Genomic DNA, 18,977 nt, shown 5'->3' on the forward strand with positions numbered 1-18,977 from the left:
GCGCCGGAGTGGCATACCCGTTTCGGCGCGGCGGCCCCGGAGGCCGCCTCAGGGGGTTCGTCCCGTCGACACCCTCAACCGTGCCGGGCGGTTACAGGGGACAGACACGGGGCGACCCGCGTCGACGGAGCGACCAATGCCAACCTACAGACGCGGCGGACACGTTCGCGGCGACGACGAGGGCGTGGAGCGGGAGTGCGACCTGTGCGACTGGTACTGCGTGGCCGACTCGTACCCGGCGCTCGTCCGCGAGTACCAGGCGCACCTCCGGAGCGACCACCCGAAGGCGTGGCTCCGGGCGTGAGCGCGGGCGGCGAAAAAAGCGGTGTCGATCGGGCGCGACGCGGTCTCAGGGCTCTAACAGGACCTTCGTGACGCCCTCCTCGCGGGCGTCGAACGCCTCGTACATCTCGGGGGCCTCTTCGAGGTCGACCCGGTGCGAGACGACCCAGCTCGGGTCCGCCCGGCCCTCGATGATCATGTCGCGGAGGTACCGGTTGTACTCCTTGACGTTACACTGGCCGGTGCCGCACTTGAGCCCCTTCTCGAAGAACTTCCCGAAGTCGATGCCGAGCCGCCCCTGCGCGGCCATGTCGTCGGGCGCGCCGGGATCCTCGGGGACGTAGAGGCCCGGAATGCCGAGCTCGCCGGTCGGTCGGACCACGCGGATCAGGTTGTTGATCACGACCGCCGGGTTCTCCTTGGCCGGGTCGTAGGAGTAGTCCTCGGTGTCGGTGTCGACGTCGTCCGGGTCGGTCGCCTGGTAGCCGACCGCGTCGACGCCCTTGTCGACCATCCCCCCGTGCTCCTCGATGATCTGGTCGACCGGGTCGCCCTCGGAGAAGTCGATCGCGTGGGCGTCGCAGTGGTCCTCCGCGAGCTCCAGTCGGCTCGGGACCTGGTCGACGACGTAGATCTCGGCCGCGCCCTTGATCTTCGCGCTGTAGGCGGCCATCAGGCCGACCGGACCGGCGCCGAAGATGGCGACCGACTCGCCGGGCTGGAGGTTCGCCAGCTCGGTGCCGTGCCACCCCGTCGGGAAGATGTCCGCGAGCAGCGAGAACGCGTCCTCGTGTTCGCGCCCCTCCGGCAGCTTCAGCGCGTTGTGATCGGCGTACGGGACGCGCAGCTTCTCGGCCTGTCCGCCCGGGTACGGCCCCATGGCGACGTAGCCGTACGCGCCGCCCGCGAAGCCGGGGTTGACGTTGGTACAGAAGCCGGTGTACCCCTCCTCGCAGTTCTGACAGAAACCGCAGGAGACGTTGAACGGCATGACGACGCGGTCCCCCTCCTCCAGCGTCGATACCGCCTCGCCGACCTCGCTGACGATCCCCATGTTCTCGTGGCCGAAGACGATCCCCTCCTCGGCCGCGGTCCGTCCCTCGTACATGTGGAGGTCGGAGCCGCAGATACAGGACGTCGTGATGTCGACGACGACGTCGTTCGGGTGTTCGATCTCCGGTTCGTCCACGTCCTCGACGGCCACTTCGTACGGGCCTTGATAGACAACTGCTCTCATGATGGTTCCAATTGTAACGTGTTAACAATACATACTAAATGTTTTTCCATTATAATTATGCTTAACAGATCTGGAACGCAAGGCGTTGGCAGTCGCCTCGCCTTCCGTGGAGCCTCGTCGCTTCCCGGCCGGGTCCACCGACACACTCATAGACCCGGACGATCGATCGTGTGGTATGTGTTCGCACGGGGAGGGTGAGACCGATGTCCAGTGAGCCGGACGACGCGACGAAGACGATCTGTCCGTACTGCGGCGTGGGCTGCGGGATCCGCGTGCTCGAAGGCGACGAGCCCGGGGAGATGCGGTTCACGCCGTGGGCCGACGCGCCGGTGAACGAGGGGAGCGTCTGCATCAAGGGCGGCGCGGCGACGCAGGTCGTCGACCACGAGGACCGGCTGACCGAGCCGCTGATCAAGGAGGACGGCGAGTTCCGCGAGGCGACGTGGGACGAGGCGCTCGGCCGCGTCGTCGACGAGATGGAGGGCATCCGCGAGGACCACGGCCCGGACGGGATGGGATTCTTCGGCTCCTCGAAGACGTTCAACGAGGAGAACTACCTCATCCAGAAGCTCGCGCGGCGGTACGGGACGAACCAGGTCGACAACTGCACGCGGATGTGTCACGCCTCCACCGTCTGGGCGCTGCGCACCAGCCTCGGAATGGGCGCGATGACGAACAGCATGGCCGACTTGGAGGACTCGGCGGACGTGCTGTGGATCCAGGGCGCGAACCCGGGCGAGCAGCACCCGATCGCCAACAGCCAGTACTTCCGGCAGGCCGTGCTGGAGGGCGCGACCGTCATCCAGGTCGACCCGCACGCGAACAAGACCACCCGGTCGTTCGAGATCGACGACACCGACCGGCACATGCACCTCCAGCTGAAGCCCGGCACCGACATCCCCCTGTTGAACGTCGTCCTGAAGACGATCCTGGAGCGCCACGAGGAAGAGCCCGACGCGGGCTGGATCGACGAGTCGTTCGTCGAGGAGCGCACCAAGGGGTTCGACCACCTGACGGAGACGCTCGCGGACTTCGACAAGGAGGCCGCCGCCGAGGAGTGCGGCGTCCCGCTCGAAGACATCGAGCTCGCCGCCGAGAAGTACGCGATGGCGAACGACGCCGCCATCTTCACCGGGATGGGGATGAGCCAGCACACCTGCGGCGTCGACAACGTCCAGAACGAGATCAACCTCGCGCTGATCACGGGGAACCTCGGCCGACCCGGGACCGGCGTCAACCCCCTGCGCGGGCAGAACAACGTCCAGGGCACCTGCGACGTGGGCGCGATGCCGAACGTCCTCCCGGGGTACCAGCTCGTCGACGACGACGAGGCGCGCGAGTCCGTCGAGGACGTGTGGGGCTTCGAGATCCCCGACGAGCCCGGGCTGACGAACGTCGAGATCTCCCACGCGATCGGCGACACCGTCCACGGGCTCTACGTCATGGGCGAGAACCCGATCATGAGCGAGCCCGACGGCAACGAGACGGAGCGCCGGTTCCGCGAGGAGCTCGACTTCATGGTGGTCCAGGACATCTTCATGACCGAGACCGCCGAGCTCGCGGACGTGGTCCTCCCGGCGACGACGTGGGCCGAGCGCGACGGCACCGTCACCAACACCGACCGCCGCGTCCAGCGCATGCGCGGGGTCCACAAGGTCCACGAGAACACGCGTCACGACCTCGACATCCTCTGTGAGGTCGGGACGCGGCTGTTCGACGGCGACGAGTTCGACTTCGACGGGCCCGAGGACGTGTTCGAGGAGCTGCGCGAGGTGTGCCCGATCATGCACGGGATGACCTACGACGCGCTCGGCGAGACGGGGATCCACTGGCCCTGCTACGAGGAGGGCGACGAGGGCGACTCGTTCCTCTACGAGGACGAGTTCGAGACCGAGGACGGCCTCGGCCGCATCGAGGGGGTCGTCCACCAGGAGCCGAAGGAGGTCCCCGACGAGGAGTACCCGCTCGTGTTGACCACCGCGCGGCTCGAAGAGCACTACAACACCGGGACGATGAGCCGCCGGTCGCCCACGCTCTCGAACCAGCACCCGGAGAACTTCGTCGACGTCCACCCGAACGACGCCGAGCGGTACGGGATCGAGGACGGCGACCACGTCGTCCTGAAGTCGCGCCGCGGCGAGATCACCGTCCGCGCCGACGTCACCGAGGACATCAAGGAGGGCGTCGTCTGGACCACGCCGCACTTCGCGGCCGCCTCCGCGAACCGCCTCACCAACGACGTGCTCGACGAGCGCTCGAAGATCCCCGAGTACAAGGCCGCGTCCGCCGAGATCGAGGTCGACATCGAGCCCGCGAGCGGCGACGCGCCGGCGTCCGCCGACGACTGAGCGGCGCGAACCGTCTCGCGCGGGCGGAAGCGCGGCCGCCTTCGCCGCCGTCGCATCCGAAACCACTATCCCCGATCCGGCGAATTCCACGGTATGGACTGGCCACACGACCCCGACGGCGAGCAGGGGAGCGAGGGCATGCGGCAGTACGGCCACGCCGTGCTCGCGAAGAAGATCGACGAGGCGGAGGACTTCCCGCTGACGGCCGCGGAGTACGTCGAGCAGTACGGCGACCACCCGATCCGGATCGACTACGAGACGGTCGTCTCGGTCGAGGAGATCTTCGAGGGCGTCGAGAAGGAGGAGTTCGCCGACTTCGTCGAGTTCCACCAGGAGCTCGGCCGCGCGATGCGCGAGAACGGCTACTGGTTCTACGAGGGCGCCGAGCAGTTCGTCGACGGCAGCGCCTGACTACGGATCTTTTGATTCCGGTGTTGCTCTTTTAAACGGGGTTCCTGCTCATCTATAAGCCGGTGACTGTGACCCGGCGACGAACGCTTCCAAAGCCCCAGTCGCGAGGCCGCCGTACGCTCGCTGCGCTCCTCACTCGGTCGCTCACTCCGTTCGCTCTCTCGTCGCGGTGCTTGCGTCGCCTACGGCGGCCTCGCGACTGCCCCTTTAAGTCCCACCCGACCGCACAGCACCTCACGCCTCCCCAGCCTCGCGGTTCGTTCGGGCCTCCCTGCGGTCGCCCTCACTCACCGCGTCCCTCGCGCGTGCTCCTCGCGGCCGCCGAGGACGGCCGCTCGCAGGCGCGCGCCACCGCGGTCTTTTCGTCTCTCCCGACCGCCGCTCGACTCTTTTAAGAACTCGCGGGGCGACCGAGCCACCATGGATCACGAGCGGATCGCCGTCCTCGCCCACGAGAAGTTCCCCGACCGCGCGAAGACCGCGCTCGGCGTGCTACGCTACGGCGACCAGGACGTCTTGGCCGTCCTCGACCGCGACCGCGCCGGCGACCGGGTGCGCGACCACGTCCCGGACGTCTCGGACGCGCCGATAGTCGCGTCGTTCGCGGACGCGCACGCGGCCGCCGACGGCGACCTCGACGCCCTCTATATCGGAATCGCGCCGATCGGCGGCGGCTTCGACGAGTCGTGGCGGGAGGACGTCGAGGCCGCGATCGAGGCCGGCTGCGACGTGGTGAGCGGCCTCCACTACTTCCTGAACGAGGACGAGGAACTCGCCGGACTGGCCGCCGAGCACGGCGTCGACCTCGTCGACGTGCGCGAGCCCGACGACGACCTGACGGTGGCGACGGGCGCCTCCGGCGACGTCGACGCCGACGTGGTGTGTACGGTCGGCACCGACTGCTCCGTCGGGAAGATGACGGCGTCGCTGGAGATCGTCGCCGCCGCCCGCGAGCGGGGGATCGACGCGGCGTTCGTCCCGACCGGCCAGACCGGGATCATGATCGCCGGGTGGGGGAATCCGATCGACCGCGTCGTCTCCGACTTCGCGGCCGGCGCGGTCGAGGACATGCTCGTCGAGGTCGGCGACGACCGCGAGCTCCTCGTCGTCGAGGGACAGGGGAGCATCGTCCACCCGGCGTACTCGGCGGTCACCTGCGGCATCCTCCACGGGTCGATGGCGGACGGCCTCGTCCTCTGTCACGCCGCGGGCCGCGAGGCCGTCCACGGCTACGAGTCGTTCGACCTCCCGCCGCTCGCCGACTACGTCGACCTCTACGAGGACCTGGCCGCGCCCGTCCGCGAGGCGAGCGTCGTCGCCGGCGCGCTCAACACGAAGGACGTCGCCGACGACGGCGCGGCCGCCGACGCGGTCGCCGAGTTCGCGGCGGAGACGGGCGTGCCCGCCGCCGACCCCGTCAGGGACGGCGCCGACGCGATCGTCGACGGGATCGTCGACGCGGGGCTCGGTGAGCGATGACCCTCGACACCGAGTTCGAGCGGGTCTCGCTCCCCTTGCAGGACCCGTTCACGATCGCTCGCGGCACGCAGACCGAGGCGGAGAACGTGATCGTCCGGATCGCGGACGAGGCCGGGATGACCGGCGTCGGCGGCGCCGCGCCCTCGGCCCACTACGGCGAGACCGCGGCCACGGTCGAGGCGGTGCTCCCGGAGCTCCTCTCGATCGTCGAAGCGGTCGACGACCCGCACGCGATCCGCGAGGTCGAGTCCCGCATGGCGAGCGCGATCGGCGACAACCCGGCCGCCCGCGCCGCCGTCTCGATCGCCGTTCACGACCTCGCCGCGAAGCGGCTCGGCGTCCCCCTCTACCGCCTCTGGGGCCTCGACCCGTCGACCGCGCCGGCGACCTCCTACACCGTCGGCCTCGACGAGACGGAGCGCGTCCGGGAGAAGGCCGCGGCCGCGGTCGAGGCGGGCTACCCGATCCTCAAGGTCAAGCTCGGGACCGACCGGGACCGCGAGCTGATCGACGCGGTGCGGGAGGCCGCGCCCGACGCCCGGCTCCGCGTCGACGCGAACGAGGCGTGGACCCCCCGCGAGGCCGTCGAGAAGAGCGCGTGGCTCGCCGACCGCGACGTGGAGTTCGTCGAGCAGCCGGTCCCCGCCGGGGACCCCGAGGGCCTCCGGTTCGTCTACGAGCGCTCGGCGCTCCCGATCGCCGCCGACGAGTCGTGCGTGACGCTCTCCGACGTCCCGGCGATCGCCGACCGCTGCGACATCGCGAACCTGAAGCTGATGAAGACCGGCGGGGTGTCGGAGGCGCGGCGGATGATCGCCGCGGCGCGGGCGCACGGCCTGGAGGTGATGTGCGGCTGCATGATCGAGTCGAACGCGTCGATCGCGGCGGCCGCGGGGCTCGCGCCGCTGCTGGACTACGCCGACCTCGACGGCTCGCTGCTGCTCGCCGAGGACCCGTACGAGGGCATCGACCTCACGGGCGGCGAGATCCGACTCGACGACCGGGACCGCGCCGGGACCGGCGCGCGCCTCGCGTCGGAGTGAGCCGGCTCGGGGGCGAGGGCGAGCGGGGGACTACGGGGGCTAGCGAACGATATCAGTTCCGCGGCTCGTCGGCCTCGGACTCCGACTCCTCTAACTCTACGTCGAGCTCCTCGTCGAGGTCGGCGCTCGAATCACCATCGAGGTCCGATTCGAGGTCGTCCGCGTCGATCTCCGACTCGATGTCGGAGAGCTCGGCGTCGACGTCCTCGTCGCTGACGGCGTCGGCGCCGCCGTTCGACGACCCGCCCTTGCCGAGTTCGCCCTTGAGCGTCTCCAGCTCGGCGTCAACCTCGCTGTCCGTCGAGAGGCTCTCCAGCTCGCGGTCGATGCTGTCCTTGTCGGAGAGCGCGTCCTCGAACGCGCCGGAGTCCTCCAGCTCGTCCATCGCCTCCGCGCGCGCCTCCATCTCTTCCGTGCGCTCCTCGGCGCGCTCGATGGACCGGGAGACGTCCTCCATCTCGTCGCCGACGCCCGTCATCGCCTCTGAGACGCGCGAGGACGCTTCTGCGGCCTCGTATCGCGCCTTCATCGTCTCCTTCTTCGTCCGGAACTCCTCGATGCGGTTCTGGAGCTTGTTCTTCTTCTCGACGAGCTGCTCTTGAGTGTTGTTCAGCTCCGCGATCTGGCCCTCCAGCTCCTCGATCTGGCTCATCTTCGACTTCTTCTTTTCGAGGGCCTTCCGCGCGAGATCGTCGCGGTCCTGCTGGACCGCCTCCCGGGCCTGTCGGTTGTGCTTCTCGACGTTCTCTTCGAGCTTCCGCTTCTGGATCTCCAGGCGCTTCTTCTGGGTCGTCAGGTCGGCGATCCCCTGCTTGACGTCCTGGAGCTCGTCGCGCATCTGTTCGTACGAGTAGTCGAGCGACTCCGTCGGATCCTCCGCCCGGTTCAGGAGGGCGTTCACCTTCGAGCGGATGACGTAGGAGGCGCGCGAGAGGATTCCCATGTCCCGTCATACGCGTTCCACCCGTTAAAACCTCATGTGGTTCGCGCTCCTCGAAACGGGTCGGCGCGCCCGCGAACATCGGTTTCGAGGGGTCGACCGCAGTTTTGAGGGGTCGCGCGCGAGAGCCCGCGCCGGCGGGTATCGCTCATCCTGAAGATTTATTCGGAGTGTTGCGCAATCCGCACGCATGGACATCGGCGTACTGACCGTTCCGCTCGGCGGCGAATCGATCGAGGACGCGACCGCGTATCTCGACGCGATCGGCGTCGACGCAGTCGAGCTCGGCGTCGGCGGATGGCCGGGCGAGGACCACGTCGACCGCGAGGCCCTCCTCGCCGACGAGGGCGCGCGCGAGGACCTGCTCGGGCTGCTCGACGAGCGCGGCCTGCGGATCTCCGCGCTGGCGACCCACAACAACCCGCTCCACCCCGACGAGGGGCGCGCGGCCGAGGCCGACCGCGAGCTCCGGGAGGCGATCGAACTGGCCGACCGGCTCGGCGTCGACGCGGTGACCTGCTTCTCCGGGCTTCCCGCCGGGGCGCCCGGCGACTCGACGCCCAACTGGGTCACGGCGCCGTGGCCGAGCGAGCACGCCGACGCCCTCGACTACCAGTGGGACGAGGTCGCGGTCCCGTACTGGGAGGACCTCGCGAAACACGCGGACCGTCACGGCGTCGACGTCGCCATCGAGATGCACCCGAACATGCTCGTCTACGAGCCGACCGGGATGCTCGCGCTGCGCGAGGCGACGAACGAGCGGATCGGCGCCAACTTCGACCCCTCGCACCTCTACTGGCAGGGGATCGACGTGACGGAGGCGATCCGCTTCCTCGGCGAACGCGACGCGATCCACCACGTCCACGCCAAGGACACGAAGGTGTACGACGCGAACGCCCGCGTGAAGGGCGTGCTCGACACGGCCGACTACACCGAGGAGGCCGACCGCTCGTGGCTGTTCCGCTCGATCGGCTACGGCCACGACGAGGCCCACTGGAAGGACGTCGTCTCGACGCTCCGGATGGTCGGCTACGAGGGCGCGCTCTCGATCGAACACGAGGACTCGCTCACCTCCTCGCGCGAGGGGTTGGAGAAGGCGGTCGACGTGCTCGACCGCGCCGTCTTCGAGACCGAACCGGGCGACGCCTACTGGGCGGAGTAAGCGGGAGGACGAGACCACGATGACACGAGAGCCACTCAAGATCGGCGTGCTGGGGTATCGATTCATGGGGAAGGCGCACGCGAACGCGCTGGCGCGGCTGCCGATGTTCTTCCCGGACGCGCCCGCGGTCGAGCGGCACACGCTCGTCGGGCGCGACGAGGAAGCCCTCGCGGACGCCGCGGACCGGTTCGGCTTCGCGCACACGGCGACCGACTGGGCGGAGGCGATCGACGAGGTGGACGTCTTCTACAACCTCGGGCCGAACCACGTCCACGCGGAGCCGTCGATCGCGGCCCTCGACGCGGGCGTCCCGGTCCTCTGCGAGAAGCCGCTCGCGCCGACCCTCGACGAGGCGGCGGCCATGCGCGACGCCGCGGCCGACGCCGACGTGCCCGCCGGCACCGCCTTCAACTACCGGTTCGTCCCGGCGATCCGCTACGCGAAGGGGCTGATCGCGGACGGCGAGCTCGGCGAGATCAGCCAGGTCCGCGGGCGCTACCTTCAGGACTGGCTGGCCGATCCCGACGCGCCGTGGGCGTGGCGCATGGACGCCGACATGGCGGGCTCGGGCGCGCTCGGCGACCTCGGCGCGCACACGATCGACCTCGTGGACTTCCTCGTCGGCGACGAGGTCGGCGGGATCGACCGGCTCTCCGGTCACCTGCAGACGTTCGTCGACGAGCGCCCGGTGTACGAGGAGGGCGACGGCGACGATGCCGAAGTCGAGGAGTACCGCGACGTGACCGTCGACGACGCCTACTCCGCGCAGGTCGCCTACGAGTCGGGCGCGACGGGGACCTTCGAGGCGACCCGGTTCGCGACCGGCCACAAGAACGACCACACGGTCGAGGTCCACGGCTCGAAGGGGAGCCTGAAGTTCTCCTTGGAGCGGCTCAACGAGCTGGAGGTGCTCCGCGAGGGCGACCGCGGCTTCCAGACGGTGCTCGTCACCGACGAGACGGACCCGTACGTCGACCGGTGGTGGCCCCCCGGTCACGTCATCGGCTGGGAGCACACCTTCGTCCACGAGAACTACGAGTTCCTCACCGCGGTCGCCGAGGGCCGCGAGTTCTCGCCGTCGTTCGCGGAGGGGTACCGGGTCCAGGGGATCCTCGACGCAATCGAGCGCTCCGACGAGCGCGGCGAGTGGGTGAGCGTCGAGTAGCGGCGCGGCCCGGCCCGGTTCGTCCCGCTCTCAGAACCCGCCCCCGCCGCCCGCGAGCGGGTCCGCGCTCGGTCCGTCCTCCTCGGCCCACTCGTCGACCGCCGACTCCTCGCCGTCGTAGGTGCCGAGGGTCTCGCGCGTGTCGAACGCCACCGGCTCCCAGACCACGTCGAACTGCTCGTTCCCGGTCGCGTTCGGGACGACCACGCGGTCGCCGGGCTCGACGACGCCGTCGCCGGGCCAGGCGCCGAACTCGACCTCGCCGTCGGGGTCCTCGCCGCGGACGTACAGCTCCTCGGCGGGGACGGGCTCGGGGCCGGCGGCGACGACGACGATCTCGCCGCCGTCGGCCTCGACCTGAAACTCGGCGTCCGGCGGCGCGACCCCGTCGATCAGCCCGAACATCGCGGCCCCGACGACCGCCAGCAGGAGGACGACGACGCCGACGAGCATCCCCGTGCCGGCTATCGGGGTGAACCCCCGCTCGTCGCTCCGGAAGGCGCGCATTCGACTACCGCTCCGCGCGCCCCGGTATAAGGGTTTACCCGCCGCTTATCAGACGGGAGAACGAGCCGCCCGCGGTCGCTCGGACCGGGTCGACGCGCGGTCGCGCTCCCGAACCGGAACCCCGTTATCCCGTCCGCCCGAAGGGCGCACGTGACATCGTGGATCGAGGACCCGGCGGGGGGACGAGCCCGGGGGCCGCGCGGGCTCGCTCGCGCCTGGGTCGAGGCCCTCGTCCGACCGCGTCGCCTCTTCGCGAACGGCGTGGCGCGCGGCGACCAGGCGCCCGCGCTGACGTTCGCCGTCGCCGTCGCCGCCGCGTTCGCGCTCGGCTGGATGGTCGCTGACCCCTCCGTAGTCCCCGGGATCGTCGCGTCGGTACCCGTCTCGGCGCTCGTCGCCTTCCTCGTCGTGGTCGCGCTCGCGGCCCCGGTGGGGCTCCACCTGACCGCGGCGGTCGCGACGGTGAGCGTCGTCGTCGCCAGCGTCGAGGTGCGGGGCGGGCTCGGACTGCGCGACCGCGGCGGGGTCAGCGAGACCGTGCAGGTCGTCGCGTACGCCAGCTCGCCGATGGCGCTCGCCGGGCCGCCGGTCCCGGCGCTGCGGATCGCCTGCGGCGCGTACGCGGCCGTCCTGCTGCTGCTCGGCTTCCGGACCGTTCACGGGACCTCGTGGCCGCGCACGCTCGTCGCCGGGGTCCCGCCGGCGCTGCTCGGCTACGGCGTCGGCTACCGCGTGATCGCGTCGGCCCGGACGCTCTTCGCGTGACCCCGCGCCGGCCGTTTTCGAAGCGTAGCTCCCGCGAGGCTTTCGACAACCGTTTTAGGCCCGAGGCTCTCGGTGTACTCAAATGGGATCCTGTATCATCTGTGGCGTCGACGTCGACGGCGGCGGGCGCATCTGCGACCCGCACCAGGAGGACGTCGTCTTCGACTTCCGCGGCGACTCACCCGATCAGCTCGTGCCCGATCGGTTCTACCGCGGCGTCGTCGACGGCTACGCCGAGTTCGGCGTGTTCGTCGACCTCGCCCCCGGCGTGACCGGGCTGCTCCACCGCTCCGAGCTCGACCGGCGGCTCGACAGCCTCGACTGGGAGCCGGGCGACGAGGTGTTCGTCCAGGTGAAGGGCGTCCGCGACAACGGGAACATCGACCTCGCGTGGTCGATCCGACAGGCCGACCGCGAGTTCCGCGGCGTGCTCGTCCAGGACGGCGACACCGAGCATCTGCCGGAGGCGGACGAGGGCGACGAGGAGGCGACCGACGAGGGACCGGACCGCGCTGACGCGACCGAAGGCGACGGGCCGACCGCCGAGGCCGACGCGGACGAGACCGAGGTCGTCGGCGAAGCGCCGGACGGACTCGCCGACGAGGCCGACGAGGTCGACGAGTCCGACGCGGCCGACGCGGCTGAAGCGGAGCCCGAGGTCGCGGGTGACGAGGCCGGGGACGACGAAACCGTAGACGACGAGGCCGGGGACGACGAAACCGTAGACGACGAGACGGGGACCGACGAGCCCGACGACCTCGACGACGACCGCGAGCGCGTCGAGATCGGCACCCTCTCCGAGGCCGTCGGCGACGCGGTGCGGATCGACGGCGAGGTCGTCGGCGTCCGGCAGACCGGCGGCCCCACCGTCTTCGAGGTGCGCGACGAGACCGGCGTCGTCGACGTGGCGGCGTTCGTCGAGCCGGGCGTCCGCGCGTACCCGGACGTCGAGGTCGGCGACGCGGTGCGGATCGACGGCGAGGTCGAGAGCCACCGTGGCGACGTGCAGGTCGAGTCCGAGGCGCTCGTCCTCCTCGACGGCGAGGCCGCCGAGGCGGTCCGCCGCCGGCTCGCCGAGGCGCTGACCGACGAGGCGCGCCCCGAGGGGCTCCAGCCGCTCGCGGGCGACGAGGCGGTCGCGCAGCTCGCCGACGGGCTGCTCGACGCCGCGGAGGCGGTCCGGCGCGCGGTCCTCGAATCGCGCCCGATCGTCGTGCGCCACCCCGCCACCGCCGACGGCTACGTCGCCGGCGCGGCGGTCGAGCGCGCCGTGCTCCCGCTGATCCGCGACGAGCACGCCAAGAGCGACGCCGAGTACCACTACTTCACCCGCCGCCCGCTCGACGACCCGGTGTACGGGATGGACGCGGCGACGAACGACGCGACCCGCATGCTGCAGGACCGCGACCGCCACGACGAGAAGCTCCCGCTGTTCCTCCTCGTCGGCACCGGCTCGACGGTCGAGTCGGCCGACGGCATCGACCTGCTCTCCGTCTACGGCGTGGACGCGGTCGTCGTCGACGCCGAGGTCGCCGACCCCGAGACCCGCGAGGCGGTCGACACGCTCGTCTCCCCGGAGATCGACGGGGTCGACGCCGACCTCTCGACGGGCGCGCTGGTCGCCTCGCTGGCCTCCGCGGTCAACGACGAGGTCCGCGCCGACCTGCGCCACCTCCCGGCCGTGAGCTACTGGGACGAGGCGCCCGACCGCTACGTCGACCTCGCCCGCGAGGCGGGCTACGACGTCGAGCGCGTCGCGGAGCTCCGCGAGGCGGTCGCGCTGGAGGCGTACTACCAGTCGTACCAAGACAAGCGGGAGCTCGTCGCCGACCTCCTCTTCGAGGACGGCGGCAACCTCGCCGCGCACGTCTCAGAGCAGTTCCGCGAGAAGCTGGAGACCGAGGTCGAGACCGCGACCGCCAACGTCGTCACCGAGGCGGTCGACGGCGTCGAGTTCGACGTGCTCGACACGGACGGCTACACCCACCGCTACGACTTCCCGCCGACGCCGCTCCTGCTCGACGACCTCCACCGCCGGCGCGCGAACGGCGAGGCGCACGCGACCGTCGGCATCGGCACCGACGAGCTGTACATCCGGACGAGCGAGGCGGTCTCCGTGCGCGACGTGGCCGAGCGCGCGGCCGAGCTCGCGCCCGCCGCCGACGTCGCGACGGCCGGGCTCCGCGAGGGGAAGATCGAGTTCCTCTCCGGCGAGCGCGACGCGGTCGAGGACGCCGTCGTCGCCGCCGTCGCCGAGGCGTTCTGAGCGGCGCGCCGCCCCGTCCGCGCCCGCCGACGGCGCTCACCGGCGCGTGAACGGTCCGGGGGGGAGGATGAGGTCGTCGAGTTCCGCGAGGTGTTTCACGTTGAAGACGACCTTCAGCTCGTCGCTCAGCGGGTACCCGTTACAGGAGAGCCGGAACCCCCGCTCCGCGAGCTCCTCCGGCATGATGTGGTTCGCCGGCTGCGAGAGCTCGCCCTCGACGAGGTACACCGCGCAGTTCGCGCAGGCCCCGCCGCGACAGGAGAACGGCCAGCTGAACCCGCGGTTCTCCGCGGCCTCCAGTAAGCTCTCGTCGGGCTCGACGAGCAGGCGCCCGTGCTCGGCCGCGCCGAGGTCGGCGTGCGACGCCTTCCGGAATAGGTCGTCGTCGTCGAGCGACCAGCCGTAGTCGGCGAGCGCGTCGTAGTCGAGGAACTCGACGCGCACGGGGTCCACCTCGGCGGCGTCGCCCTCGTCGTCGATCAGGTCGACGTCGGCGACCGCGGCGGCGTCGGCGCCGTCACCGTTTCGGCTCCGCTCGTCGATCTCGCGGTAGGCGCGCCTGACGAGCTGGAACTCCTCGACGGTCCCCCCCTGATCTGGGTGGGCCTCCTTCACCCGGTCGCGGTAGGCGCGCTCGATCGCGGCCTCGTCGGCGTCCTCGTCGACGTCCAACACCTCGAACGGCGAGACCATTCGCTACCGAATCGTAGTCGGCTGACGCACATAAACGCCCCACAATGCGGCAGGGTCGGGAGCCGGATCGGGGCGGTCGCGCGGGTCGCCGCCGGGCCCGGTCGGCCGCCCGAGTCGATAGTTTAAGAGCCGCGGCGCCCAGCGAATGCGTAATGGGAAACGCGGACCTGCGCGACCTCGCGGCCATCCGCGACGTCGCCTTCGAGGAGATCGAGGGGAGCGTCGTCGCCGTCGACGCGCACAACTGGCTGTACCGGTACCTCACGACGACGGTGAAGTGGACGTCCGAGGGGAAGTACACCACCGCCGACGGCGTCGAGGTCGCGAACCTGATCGGCGTCGTACAGGGGCTCCCGAAGTTCTTCGAACACGACCTGATCCCGGTCATGGTGTTCGACGGCGCCGTCACCGACCTGAAGGCCGACGAGGTCGCGGACCGCCGCGAGAAGCGCGAACGGGCGGAGGAGCGACGGGCCGCGGCCGAAGAGCGCGGGGACGCGGTCGAGGCCGCCCGGCTGGAGGCCCGCACCCAGCGGCTCACCGACGCGATCCAGGAGACGACCCGCGAGCTGCTCTCGCTGTTGGACGTACCGATAGTCGAGGCGCCCGCCGAGGGGGAGGCGCAGTGCGCGCACATGGCCGCGACGGGGACCGTCGACCACGCCGGCAGCGAGGACTACGACACGCTGCTGTTCGGCGCCCCGACCACCCTCCGCCAGCTCACGAGCAAGGGCGACCCGGAGCTGATGGAGCTCGCGGCGACGCTCGACGGGCTCGGCCTGGACCGCCAGGGGCTGATCGACGTCGCCATGCTGTGCGGCACCGACTTCAACGAGGGCGTTCACGGCGTCGGCCCCAAGACCGCGGTGACGGCGGTGAGAGAGCACGGCGACCTCTGGGGCGTCCTCGACGCGCGCGGCGCCGAGATCCCGAACGCCGCCGAGATCCGCGAGCTGTTCATGGACCCGCCGGCGACCGACGTCGACGTCGACGTCGACGTGAACCCCGACGTCGCGGCCGCCCGCGCGTACGTCGTCGACGAGTGGGGCGTCGCGGCCGACGAGGTCGAGCGCGGGTTCGAGCGGATCGAGGAGTCGCAGGTCCAGACCGGGCTCGACCGGTGGTCGTGACCGGCGGCGGAGGGCGGAGGCGGTCGGCGCGGTAACGACGCGGTGGCCGCGAACATACCTTTTATTTCCCGTCGCGGAAAGGGTGCAGTACACGTGTCGTGGACCACCTCTCGACCGCGGATTCCGCCGGTCGGCGCGCGCGGACGCCCCCGACGGACCCGTTCGACCCGGCTGGGCGCGCCGGGCGGACCGCGCCAGCCGGTCCGAGCTCCCCACGACGACCCCTTTCACCAATGAGCTTCGAAGTTCCCGACGAGCTACGGTACCTGGAATCGCACGAGTGGACCACGACCGGCGGCGACACCGTCCGGGTCGGCGTCTCCGACTTCGCGCAGGACGAGCTCGGCGACGTCGTCTTCGTCGAGCTCCCCGAGGTCGGCGACGAGGTGACCGCCGGCGAGCCGTTCGGCGTCGTCGAGTCGATCAAGGCGGTCTCGGACCTCTACGCGCCCGTCTCGGGCGAGGTCGTCGCCGTCAACGAGGAGCTGTTCGACCGCCCGGAGCTCGTCAACGAGGACCCGTACGGCGACGGCTGGATGCTCGAAGTCGCGCCGGTCGACGGCGGGGACGCCGACGGCCTCCTCGACGCCGACGAGTACGACGCGCAGATCGCGTAGCGACCGCGGACCGGGTTCCGACCCGGGGGCCGGATCGGGACCCACCACCGGACACACGACCATGACCACGCCACCCTTCGACGGACGACCCGGAACCGGACGACTGAGCGACGGCGGGCGCGCGCGAGCGCCCCGATACGCGGGGGCGGACCGATGAGCGGAACGAGCGGGACCCCGTACGCCCCACACACCGACGCGGAGACCGCGGCGATGCTCGAAGCGATCGGCGTCGACGACGAGGAGGCGCTGTTCGACATCCCGGACGACGTCGCCTTCGACGGCGAGTTCGGTATCGAGCCGCGCACGGAGCGGGAGATCCGCGCGGAGTGCTCGCGGATCTTCGCGCGGAACGACGACCTGACCGAGTTCCTCGGCCGGGGCCACTACGGCCACTACGTGCCGAGCGTCGTCGACCACCTCTCGGACCGCGCGGAGTTCCTCACGAGCTACACGCAGTACCAGCCGGAGATCTCGCAGGGGTTCCTCCAGGCGCTGTTCGAGTACCAGTCGATGCTCGTGGAGCTGACGGGGCTCCCGGTCGCGAACTGCTCGATGTACGACGCCGCGACCGCGCTCGGCGAGGCGGCGACGCTCGCGGACCGGGTCCGGTCGACCGCGGGCGACACCGTCCTCGTGCCCGAGCAGCTCCGCGAGGGGAAACGGGAGGTGCTCGCGAACTACTGCGACGGCGCCGACCTCGCCGTGGAGCCGTACCCGATGGCCGACGGCAACGCCGACGTCGACGCCCTCGCCGACCGCGTCGGCGACGACGTCGTCATGGTGTACGCCGAGAGCCCGACGGTCCGCGGCTGCGTCGAGGAGCGCCTCGGGGCGATCGGCGACCTCGCGGCCGACGGCGACGCGCTGTTCGTCCTCGGGTCGGACGCGGTGTCGCTCGCCGTCCTGGAGGAGCCGGCGAGCGTCGGCGCCGACGTCGTCGTCGGCGAGGCGAGCGCCCTCGGGCTCCCGACCGCCGACGGGATGGGGCTCGGGATCTTCGCCTGCAGCGACGAGTTCCTCCGGCAGGTGCCGGGGCGGCTCGTCGGCGCGAGCGAGGACGCCGACGGCGACCGGGCGTTCACGCTCACGCTCCAGACCCGCGAGCAGCACATCCGGAAGGAGCGGGCGACCTCCAACATCTGCACGAACCAGGCGTGGGTGGCGCTGCGCGCGGCGATCCACGCGGCGGCGCTCGGCCCGGGCGGCCTCGTCGACCTCGCGAACGACTGCGTCCGCGAGGCGGCCGCGCTCGCCGACCGGCTCGACGGGCTGAAGGGCGCGGTGGCGCCGGTCCACGACCGCCACCACGTCCGGGAGTTCGCCGTGCGCGTCGACCAGCCGGCCGCGGCGATCGCCGCCGACCTGGAGACCGAGGGGTTCGCGGTCCACGTCGTCGGCGAGCACCTCCTCCAGGTGTGCGTGACCGACCTGAACGCCGGGCGGGCGGACGACCTCGTCGCGGCGTTCGAGGAGGTGATCTGAGTGATCCACGACCAGGCCAACTACGAGCGCGAGACCGAGGCGGTCCGGGAGCCGCTGCTCTCGGAGAAGGGCGAGGCGACCGTCGACGTCGGGGCGGACTCCCCGCTCCCGGACGACCTGACGCGGGACGAGCTCACGCTCCCCGCGCCCTCCGAGCCGGAGATCGCCCGCCACTACACCCGGCTCTCGCAGATGAACTGGGCGATCGACGCCGGGCCGTACCCGCTCGGGAGCTGCACGATGAAGTACAACCCGAAGTTCACCGAGGACGTCGCCGCCGACCCGAACGCGGCGGTCCACCCGGACCGCTCGGAGCGGTCGACGCAGGGGAACTTGGAGCTCCGGTACCGGCTCCAGGAGTTCCTCGCGGAGATCGGCGGGATGGACGCCGTGACGCTCCAGCCGCCGGCGGGGGCGGCCGGCGAGCTCACCGGGATCCTCGTCGCGAAGGCGTACCACGAGCACCGCGGCGACGACCGCTCCGAGGTCGTGATCCCCGCCTCCGCGCACGGGACGAACTTCGCGACCGCCGCGACCGCCGGCTACGACGTGGTCGAGCTCCCCTCCGGCGACGACGGCCGCGTCGATGTCGAGGCGCTGGAGGCGGCCGTCGGCGACGACACGGCCGCCCTCATGCTCACGAACCCGAACACGGTCGGGCTCTTCGAGCGCGACATCACGGAGATCGCCGAGATCGTCCACGACGCCGGCGGCCTGCTCTACTACGACGGTGCGAACCTCAACGCCCTGCTCGGCCGCGGTCGCCCCGGGGACATGGGGTTCGACGTGATGCACTACAACGTCCACAAGACGTTCGCGACCCCCCACGGCGGCGGCGGCCCCGGGGCGGGCCCGGTCGGCGTCGTCGACGAGCTGGCCGAGTTCCTCCCGGCCCCGCAGGTCCGCGAGAACGAGGGCGCGAACGGGTACGAGCGCTTCGAGCCGGAGCGCACCATCGGGAAGGTCCACGGGTTCGCCGGGAACTGGCTCGTGCTGATCAAGGCGTACGCGTACATCGCTCGGCTCGGGGACGCGGGGCTCGCGGACGCGGCCGCGAAGGCCGTGTTGAACGCGAACTACCTCGCCGAGCGGATCGACCTGGACGTGCCCCACGGCCCCTTCCACCACGAGTTCGCGGCGACGGCGGGCGAGCGAGACGCCGCCGACGTCGCCAAGCGCATGCTCGACTTCGGCGTCCACCCGCCGACGACGAAGTGGCCCGAGATGGTGCCGGAGGCGATGCTGACGGAGCCGACCGAGATCGAGGGGAAGTCGTCGCTCGACGACCTCGCGGAGGCGTTCGACCTCGCGTACGCCGACACCGACGAGGCGCTCGACGCCGCGCCGAACCGGACCGCCGCGAGCCGGATCGACCAGGTCTCCGCCGCGCGGAACCCGCGGCTCTCGTGGCGGGCGCTGGACGGGGAGTAGCACGGGCGAGACCCGATCT

The 18,977-nt window shown here is 71.0% G+C and carries 17 protein-coding genes; 13 read left to right on the forward strand and 4 right to left on the reverse strand.

The features are described from left to right. The first annotated feature begins 136 nt into the window (after positions 1 to 136). A complete protein-coding gene (locus ACFQMF_RS13235; protein WP_256408261.1) occupies positions 137 to 304 on the forward strand; it encodes a hypothetical protein in 168 nt (55 codons plus the stop codon). Between the two features lie 45 nt (positions 305 to 349). Here the strand turns inward: ACFQMF_RS13235 and ACFQMF_RS13240 are convergent, their stop codons facing one another. Further along, positions 350 to 1,519 carry a glutathione-independent formaldehyde dehydrogenase gene (locus ACFQMF_RS13240; RefSeq protein ID WP_256408262.1) on the reverse strand — a complete coding sequence of 390 codons (1,170 nt, stop codon included), beginning with the start codon at positions 1,517 to 1,519 and terminating at the stop codon, positions 350 to 352. A gap of 203 nt (positions 1,520 to 1,722) precedes the next feature. On the opposite strand from ACFQMF_RS13240, the gene fdhF reads away from it, so the two are divergent. From fdhF to ACFQMF_RS13260, 4 genes are all read left to right on the forward strand, one after another. After that, positions 1,723 to 3,867 (forward strand): formate dehydrogenase subunit alpha, encoded by a 2,145-nt coding sequence (fdhF, locus tag ACFQMF_RS13245; RefSeq protein ID WP_256408263.1) that lies wholly within the window; start codon positions 1,723 to 1,725, stop codon positions 3,865 to 3,867. 93 nt (positions 3,868 to 3,960) lie between these two features. Then, positions 3,961 to 4,278, forward strand: coding sequence for a DUF5785 family protein (locus ACFQMF_RS13250; protein ID WP_256408264.1), 318 nt, complete (start codon positions 3,961 to 3,963; stop codon positions 4,276 to 4,278). Between the two features lie 420 nt (positions 4,279 to 4,698). Continuing rightward, positions 4,699 to 5,757, forward strand: a complete 1,059-nt coding sequence (locus ACFQMF_RS13255; protein ID WP_256408265.1) for a DUF1611 domain-containing protein — start codon at positions 4,699 to 4,701, stop codon at positions 5,755 to 5,757. Continuing rightward, positions 5,754 to 6,800 (forward strand): dipeptide epimerase, encoded by a 1,047-nt coding sequence (locus tag ACFQMF_RS13260; protein ID WP_256408266.1) that lies wholly within the window; start codon positions 5,754 to 5,756, stop codon positions 6,798 to 6,800. The genes ACFQMF_RS13255 and ACFQMF_RS13260 overlap by 4 nt, the downstream gene beginning before the upstream one ends. 52 nt (positions 6,801 to 6,852) lie before the next feature. Here the strand turns inward: ACFQMF_RS13260 and ACFQMF_RS13265 are convergent, their stop codons facing one another. Further along, on the reverse strand, positions 6,853 to 7,743 hold the full coding sequence (locus tag ACFQMF_RS13265; protein WP_256408267.1) for a PspA/IM30 family protein: 891 nt from the start codon (positions 7,741 to 7,743) through the stop codon (positions 6,853 to 6,855). Positions 7,744 to 7,930: 187 nt separating this feature from the next. On the opposite strand from ACFQMF_RS13265, the gene ACFQMF_RS13270 reads away from it, so the two are divergent. Both ACFQMF_RS13270 and ACFQMF_RS13275 read left to right on the forward strand, forming a co-directional pair. Next, positions 7,931 to 8,902: a sugar phosphate isomerase/epimerase family protein gene (locus tag ACFQMF_RS13270; protein WP_256408268.1), complete on the forward strand. Its 972-nt coding sequence runs from the start codon at positions 7,931 to 7,933 to the stop codon at positions 8,900 to 8,902. 19 nt (positions 8,903 to 8,921) lie between these two features. After that, positions 8,922 to 10,067: a Gfo/Idh/MocA family protein gene (locus ACFQMF_RS13275; protein ID WP_256408269.1), complete on the forward strand. Its 1,146-nt coding sequence runs from the start codon at positions 8,922 to 8,924 to the stop codon at positions 10,065 to 10,067. A 30-nt stretch (positions 10,068 to 10,097) separates the two neighbouring features. Here the strand turns inward: ACFQMF_RS13275 and ACFQMF_RS13280 are convergent, their stop codons facing one another. Continuing rightward, the gene (locus ACFQMF_RS13280) at positions 10,098 to 10,574 is read right to left on the reverse strand and encodes a type IV pilin domain-containing protein (protein ID WP_256408270.1); all 477 of its coding nucleotides are present in this window, start codon (positions 10,572 to 10,574) and stop codon (positions 10,098 to 10,100) included. 150 nt (positions 10,575 to 10,724) lie between these two features. Between ACFQMF_RS13280 and ACFQMF_RS13285 the strand changes: the two genes are divergently transcribed. Both ACFQMF_RS13285 and ACFQMF_RS13290 read left to right on the forward strand, forming a co-directional pair. Beyond that, positions 10,725 to 11,339 carry a YIP1 family protein gene (locus ACFQMF_RS13285; RefSeq protein WP_256408271.1) on the forward strand — a complete coding sequence of 205 codons (615 nt, stop codon included), beginning with the start codon at positions 10,725 to 10,727 and terminating at the stop codon, positions 11,337 to 11,339. 82 nt (positions 11,340 to 11,421) lie between these two features. Further along, positions 11,422 to 13,605, forward strand: a complete 2,184-nt coding sequence (locus ACFQMF_RS13290) for a DHH family phosphoesterase (protein WP_256408272.1) — start codon at positions 11,422 to 11,424, stop codon at positions 13,603 to 13,605. Positions 13,606 to 13,641: 36 nt separating this feature from the next. On the opposite strand, the gene fer is transcribed toward ACFQMF_RS13290, so the two are convergent. Beyond that, positions 13,642 to 14,298, reverse strand: a complete 657-nt coding sequence (gene fer / locus ACFQMF_RS13295; protein ID WP_256408273.1) for a ferredoxin Fer — start codon at positions 14,296 to 14,298, stop codon at positions 13,642 to 13,644. 152 nt (positions 14,299 to 14,450) lie between these two features. On the opposite strand from fer, the gene fen reads away from it, so the two are divergent. The 4 genes from fen to gcvPB all read left to right on the forward strand — a co-directional run bounded on the left by fen (position 14,451) and on the right by gcvPB (position 18,958). Continuing rightward, a complete protein-coding gene (gene fen / locus ACFQMF_RS13300; RefSeq protein WP_256408274.1) occupies positions 14,451 to 15,428 on the forward strand; it encodes a flap endonuclease-1 in 978 nt (325 codons plus the stop codon). A gap of 233 nt (positions 15,429 to 15,661) precedes the next feature. Next, a complete protein-coding gene (gene gcvH, locus ACFQMF_RS13305; protein WP_256408275.1) occupies positions 15,662 to 16,045 on the forward strand; it encodes a glycine cleavage system protein GcvH in 384 nt (127 codons plus the stop codon). Positions 16,046 to 16,198: 153 nt separating this feature from the next. Beyond that, entirely contained in the window at positions 16,199 to 17,527 is a 1,329-nt protein-coding gene (gene gcvPA, locus ACFQMF_RS13310; RefSeq protein WP_256408276.1) for an aminomethyl-transferring glycine dehydrogenase subunit GcvPA, read from the forward strand. Then, entirely contained in the window at positions 17,528 to 18,958 is a 1,431-nt protein-coding gene (gene gcvPB / locus ACFQMF_RS13315) for an aminomethyl-transferring glycine dehydrogenase subunit GcvPB (RefSeq protein WP_256408277.1), read from the forward strand. Positions 18,959 to 18,977: the final 19 nt, after the last annotated feature.

The sequence above is a fragment of the Halorubrum rutilum genome (assembly GCF_042665015.1).
In the GTDB taxonomy this organism is placed as follows: Archaea; Halobacteriota; Halobacteria; order Halobacteriales; family Haloferacaceae; genus Halorubrum; species Halorubrum rutilum.

Coding starts and splice junctions, on each gene's coding strand:
- fer (WP_256408273.1), bottom strand. CDS start 14,298: ATGGTCTCGCCGTTCGAGGTGTTGGACGTCGACGAGGACGCCGACGAG.
- fdhF (WP_256408263.1), top strand. CDS start 1,723: ATGTCCAGTGAGCCGGACGACGCGACGAAGACGATCTGTCCGTACTGC.
- gcvH (WP_256408275.1), top strand. CDS start 15,662: ATGAGCTTCGAAGTTCCCGACGAGCTACGGTACCTGGAATCGCACGAG.
- ACFQMF_RS13255 (WP_256408265.1), top strand. CDS start 4,699: ATGGATCACGAGCGGATCGCCGTCCTCGCCCACGAGAAGTTCCCCGAC.
- ACFQMF_RS13280 (WP_256408270.1), bottom strand. CDS start 10,574: ATGCGCGCCTTCCGGAGCGACGAGCGGGGGTTCACCCCGATAGCCGGC.
- ACFQMF_RS13240 (WP_256408262.1), bottom strand. CDS start 1,519: ATGAGAGCAGTTGTCTATCAAGGCCCGTACGAAGTGGCCGTCGAGGAC.
- ACFQMF_RS13275 (WP_256408269.1), top strand. CDS start 8,922: ATGACACGAGAGCCACTCAAGATCGGCGTGCTGGGGTATCGATTCATG.
- ACFQMF_RS13290 (WP_256408272.1), top strand. CDS start 11,422: ATGGGATCCTGTATCATCTGTGGCGTCGACGTCGACGGCGGCGGGCGC.
- ACFQMF_RS13265 (WP_256408267.1), bottom strand. CDS start 7,743: ATGGGAATCCTCTCGCGCGCCTCCTACGTCATCCGCTCGAAGGTGAAC.
- ACFQMF_RS13235 (WP_256408261.1), top strand. CDS start 137: ATGCCAACCTACAGACGCGGCGGACACGTTCGCGGCGACGACGAGGGC.
- fen (WP_256408274.1), top strand. CDS start 14,451: ATGGGAAACGCGGACCTGCGCGACCTCGCGGCCATCCGCGACGTCGCC.
- ACFQMF_RS13250 (WP_256408264.1), top strand. CDS start 3,961: ATGGACTGGCCACACGACCCCGACGGCGAGCAGGGGAGCGAGGGCATG.
- ACFQMF_RS13260 (WP_256408266.1), top strand. CDS start 5,754: ATGACCCTCGACACCGAGTTCGAGCGGGTCTCGCTCCCCTTGCAGGAC.
- gcvPA (WP_256408276.1), top strand. CDS start 16,199: ATGAGCGGAACGAGCGGGACCCCGTACGCCCCACACACCGACGCGGAG.
- ACFQMF_RS13270 (WP_256408268.1), top strand. CDS start 7,931: ATGGACATCGGCGTACTGACCGTTCCGCTCGGCGGCGAATCGATCGAG.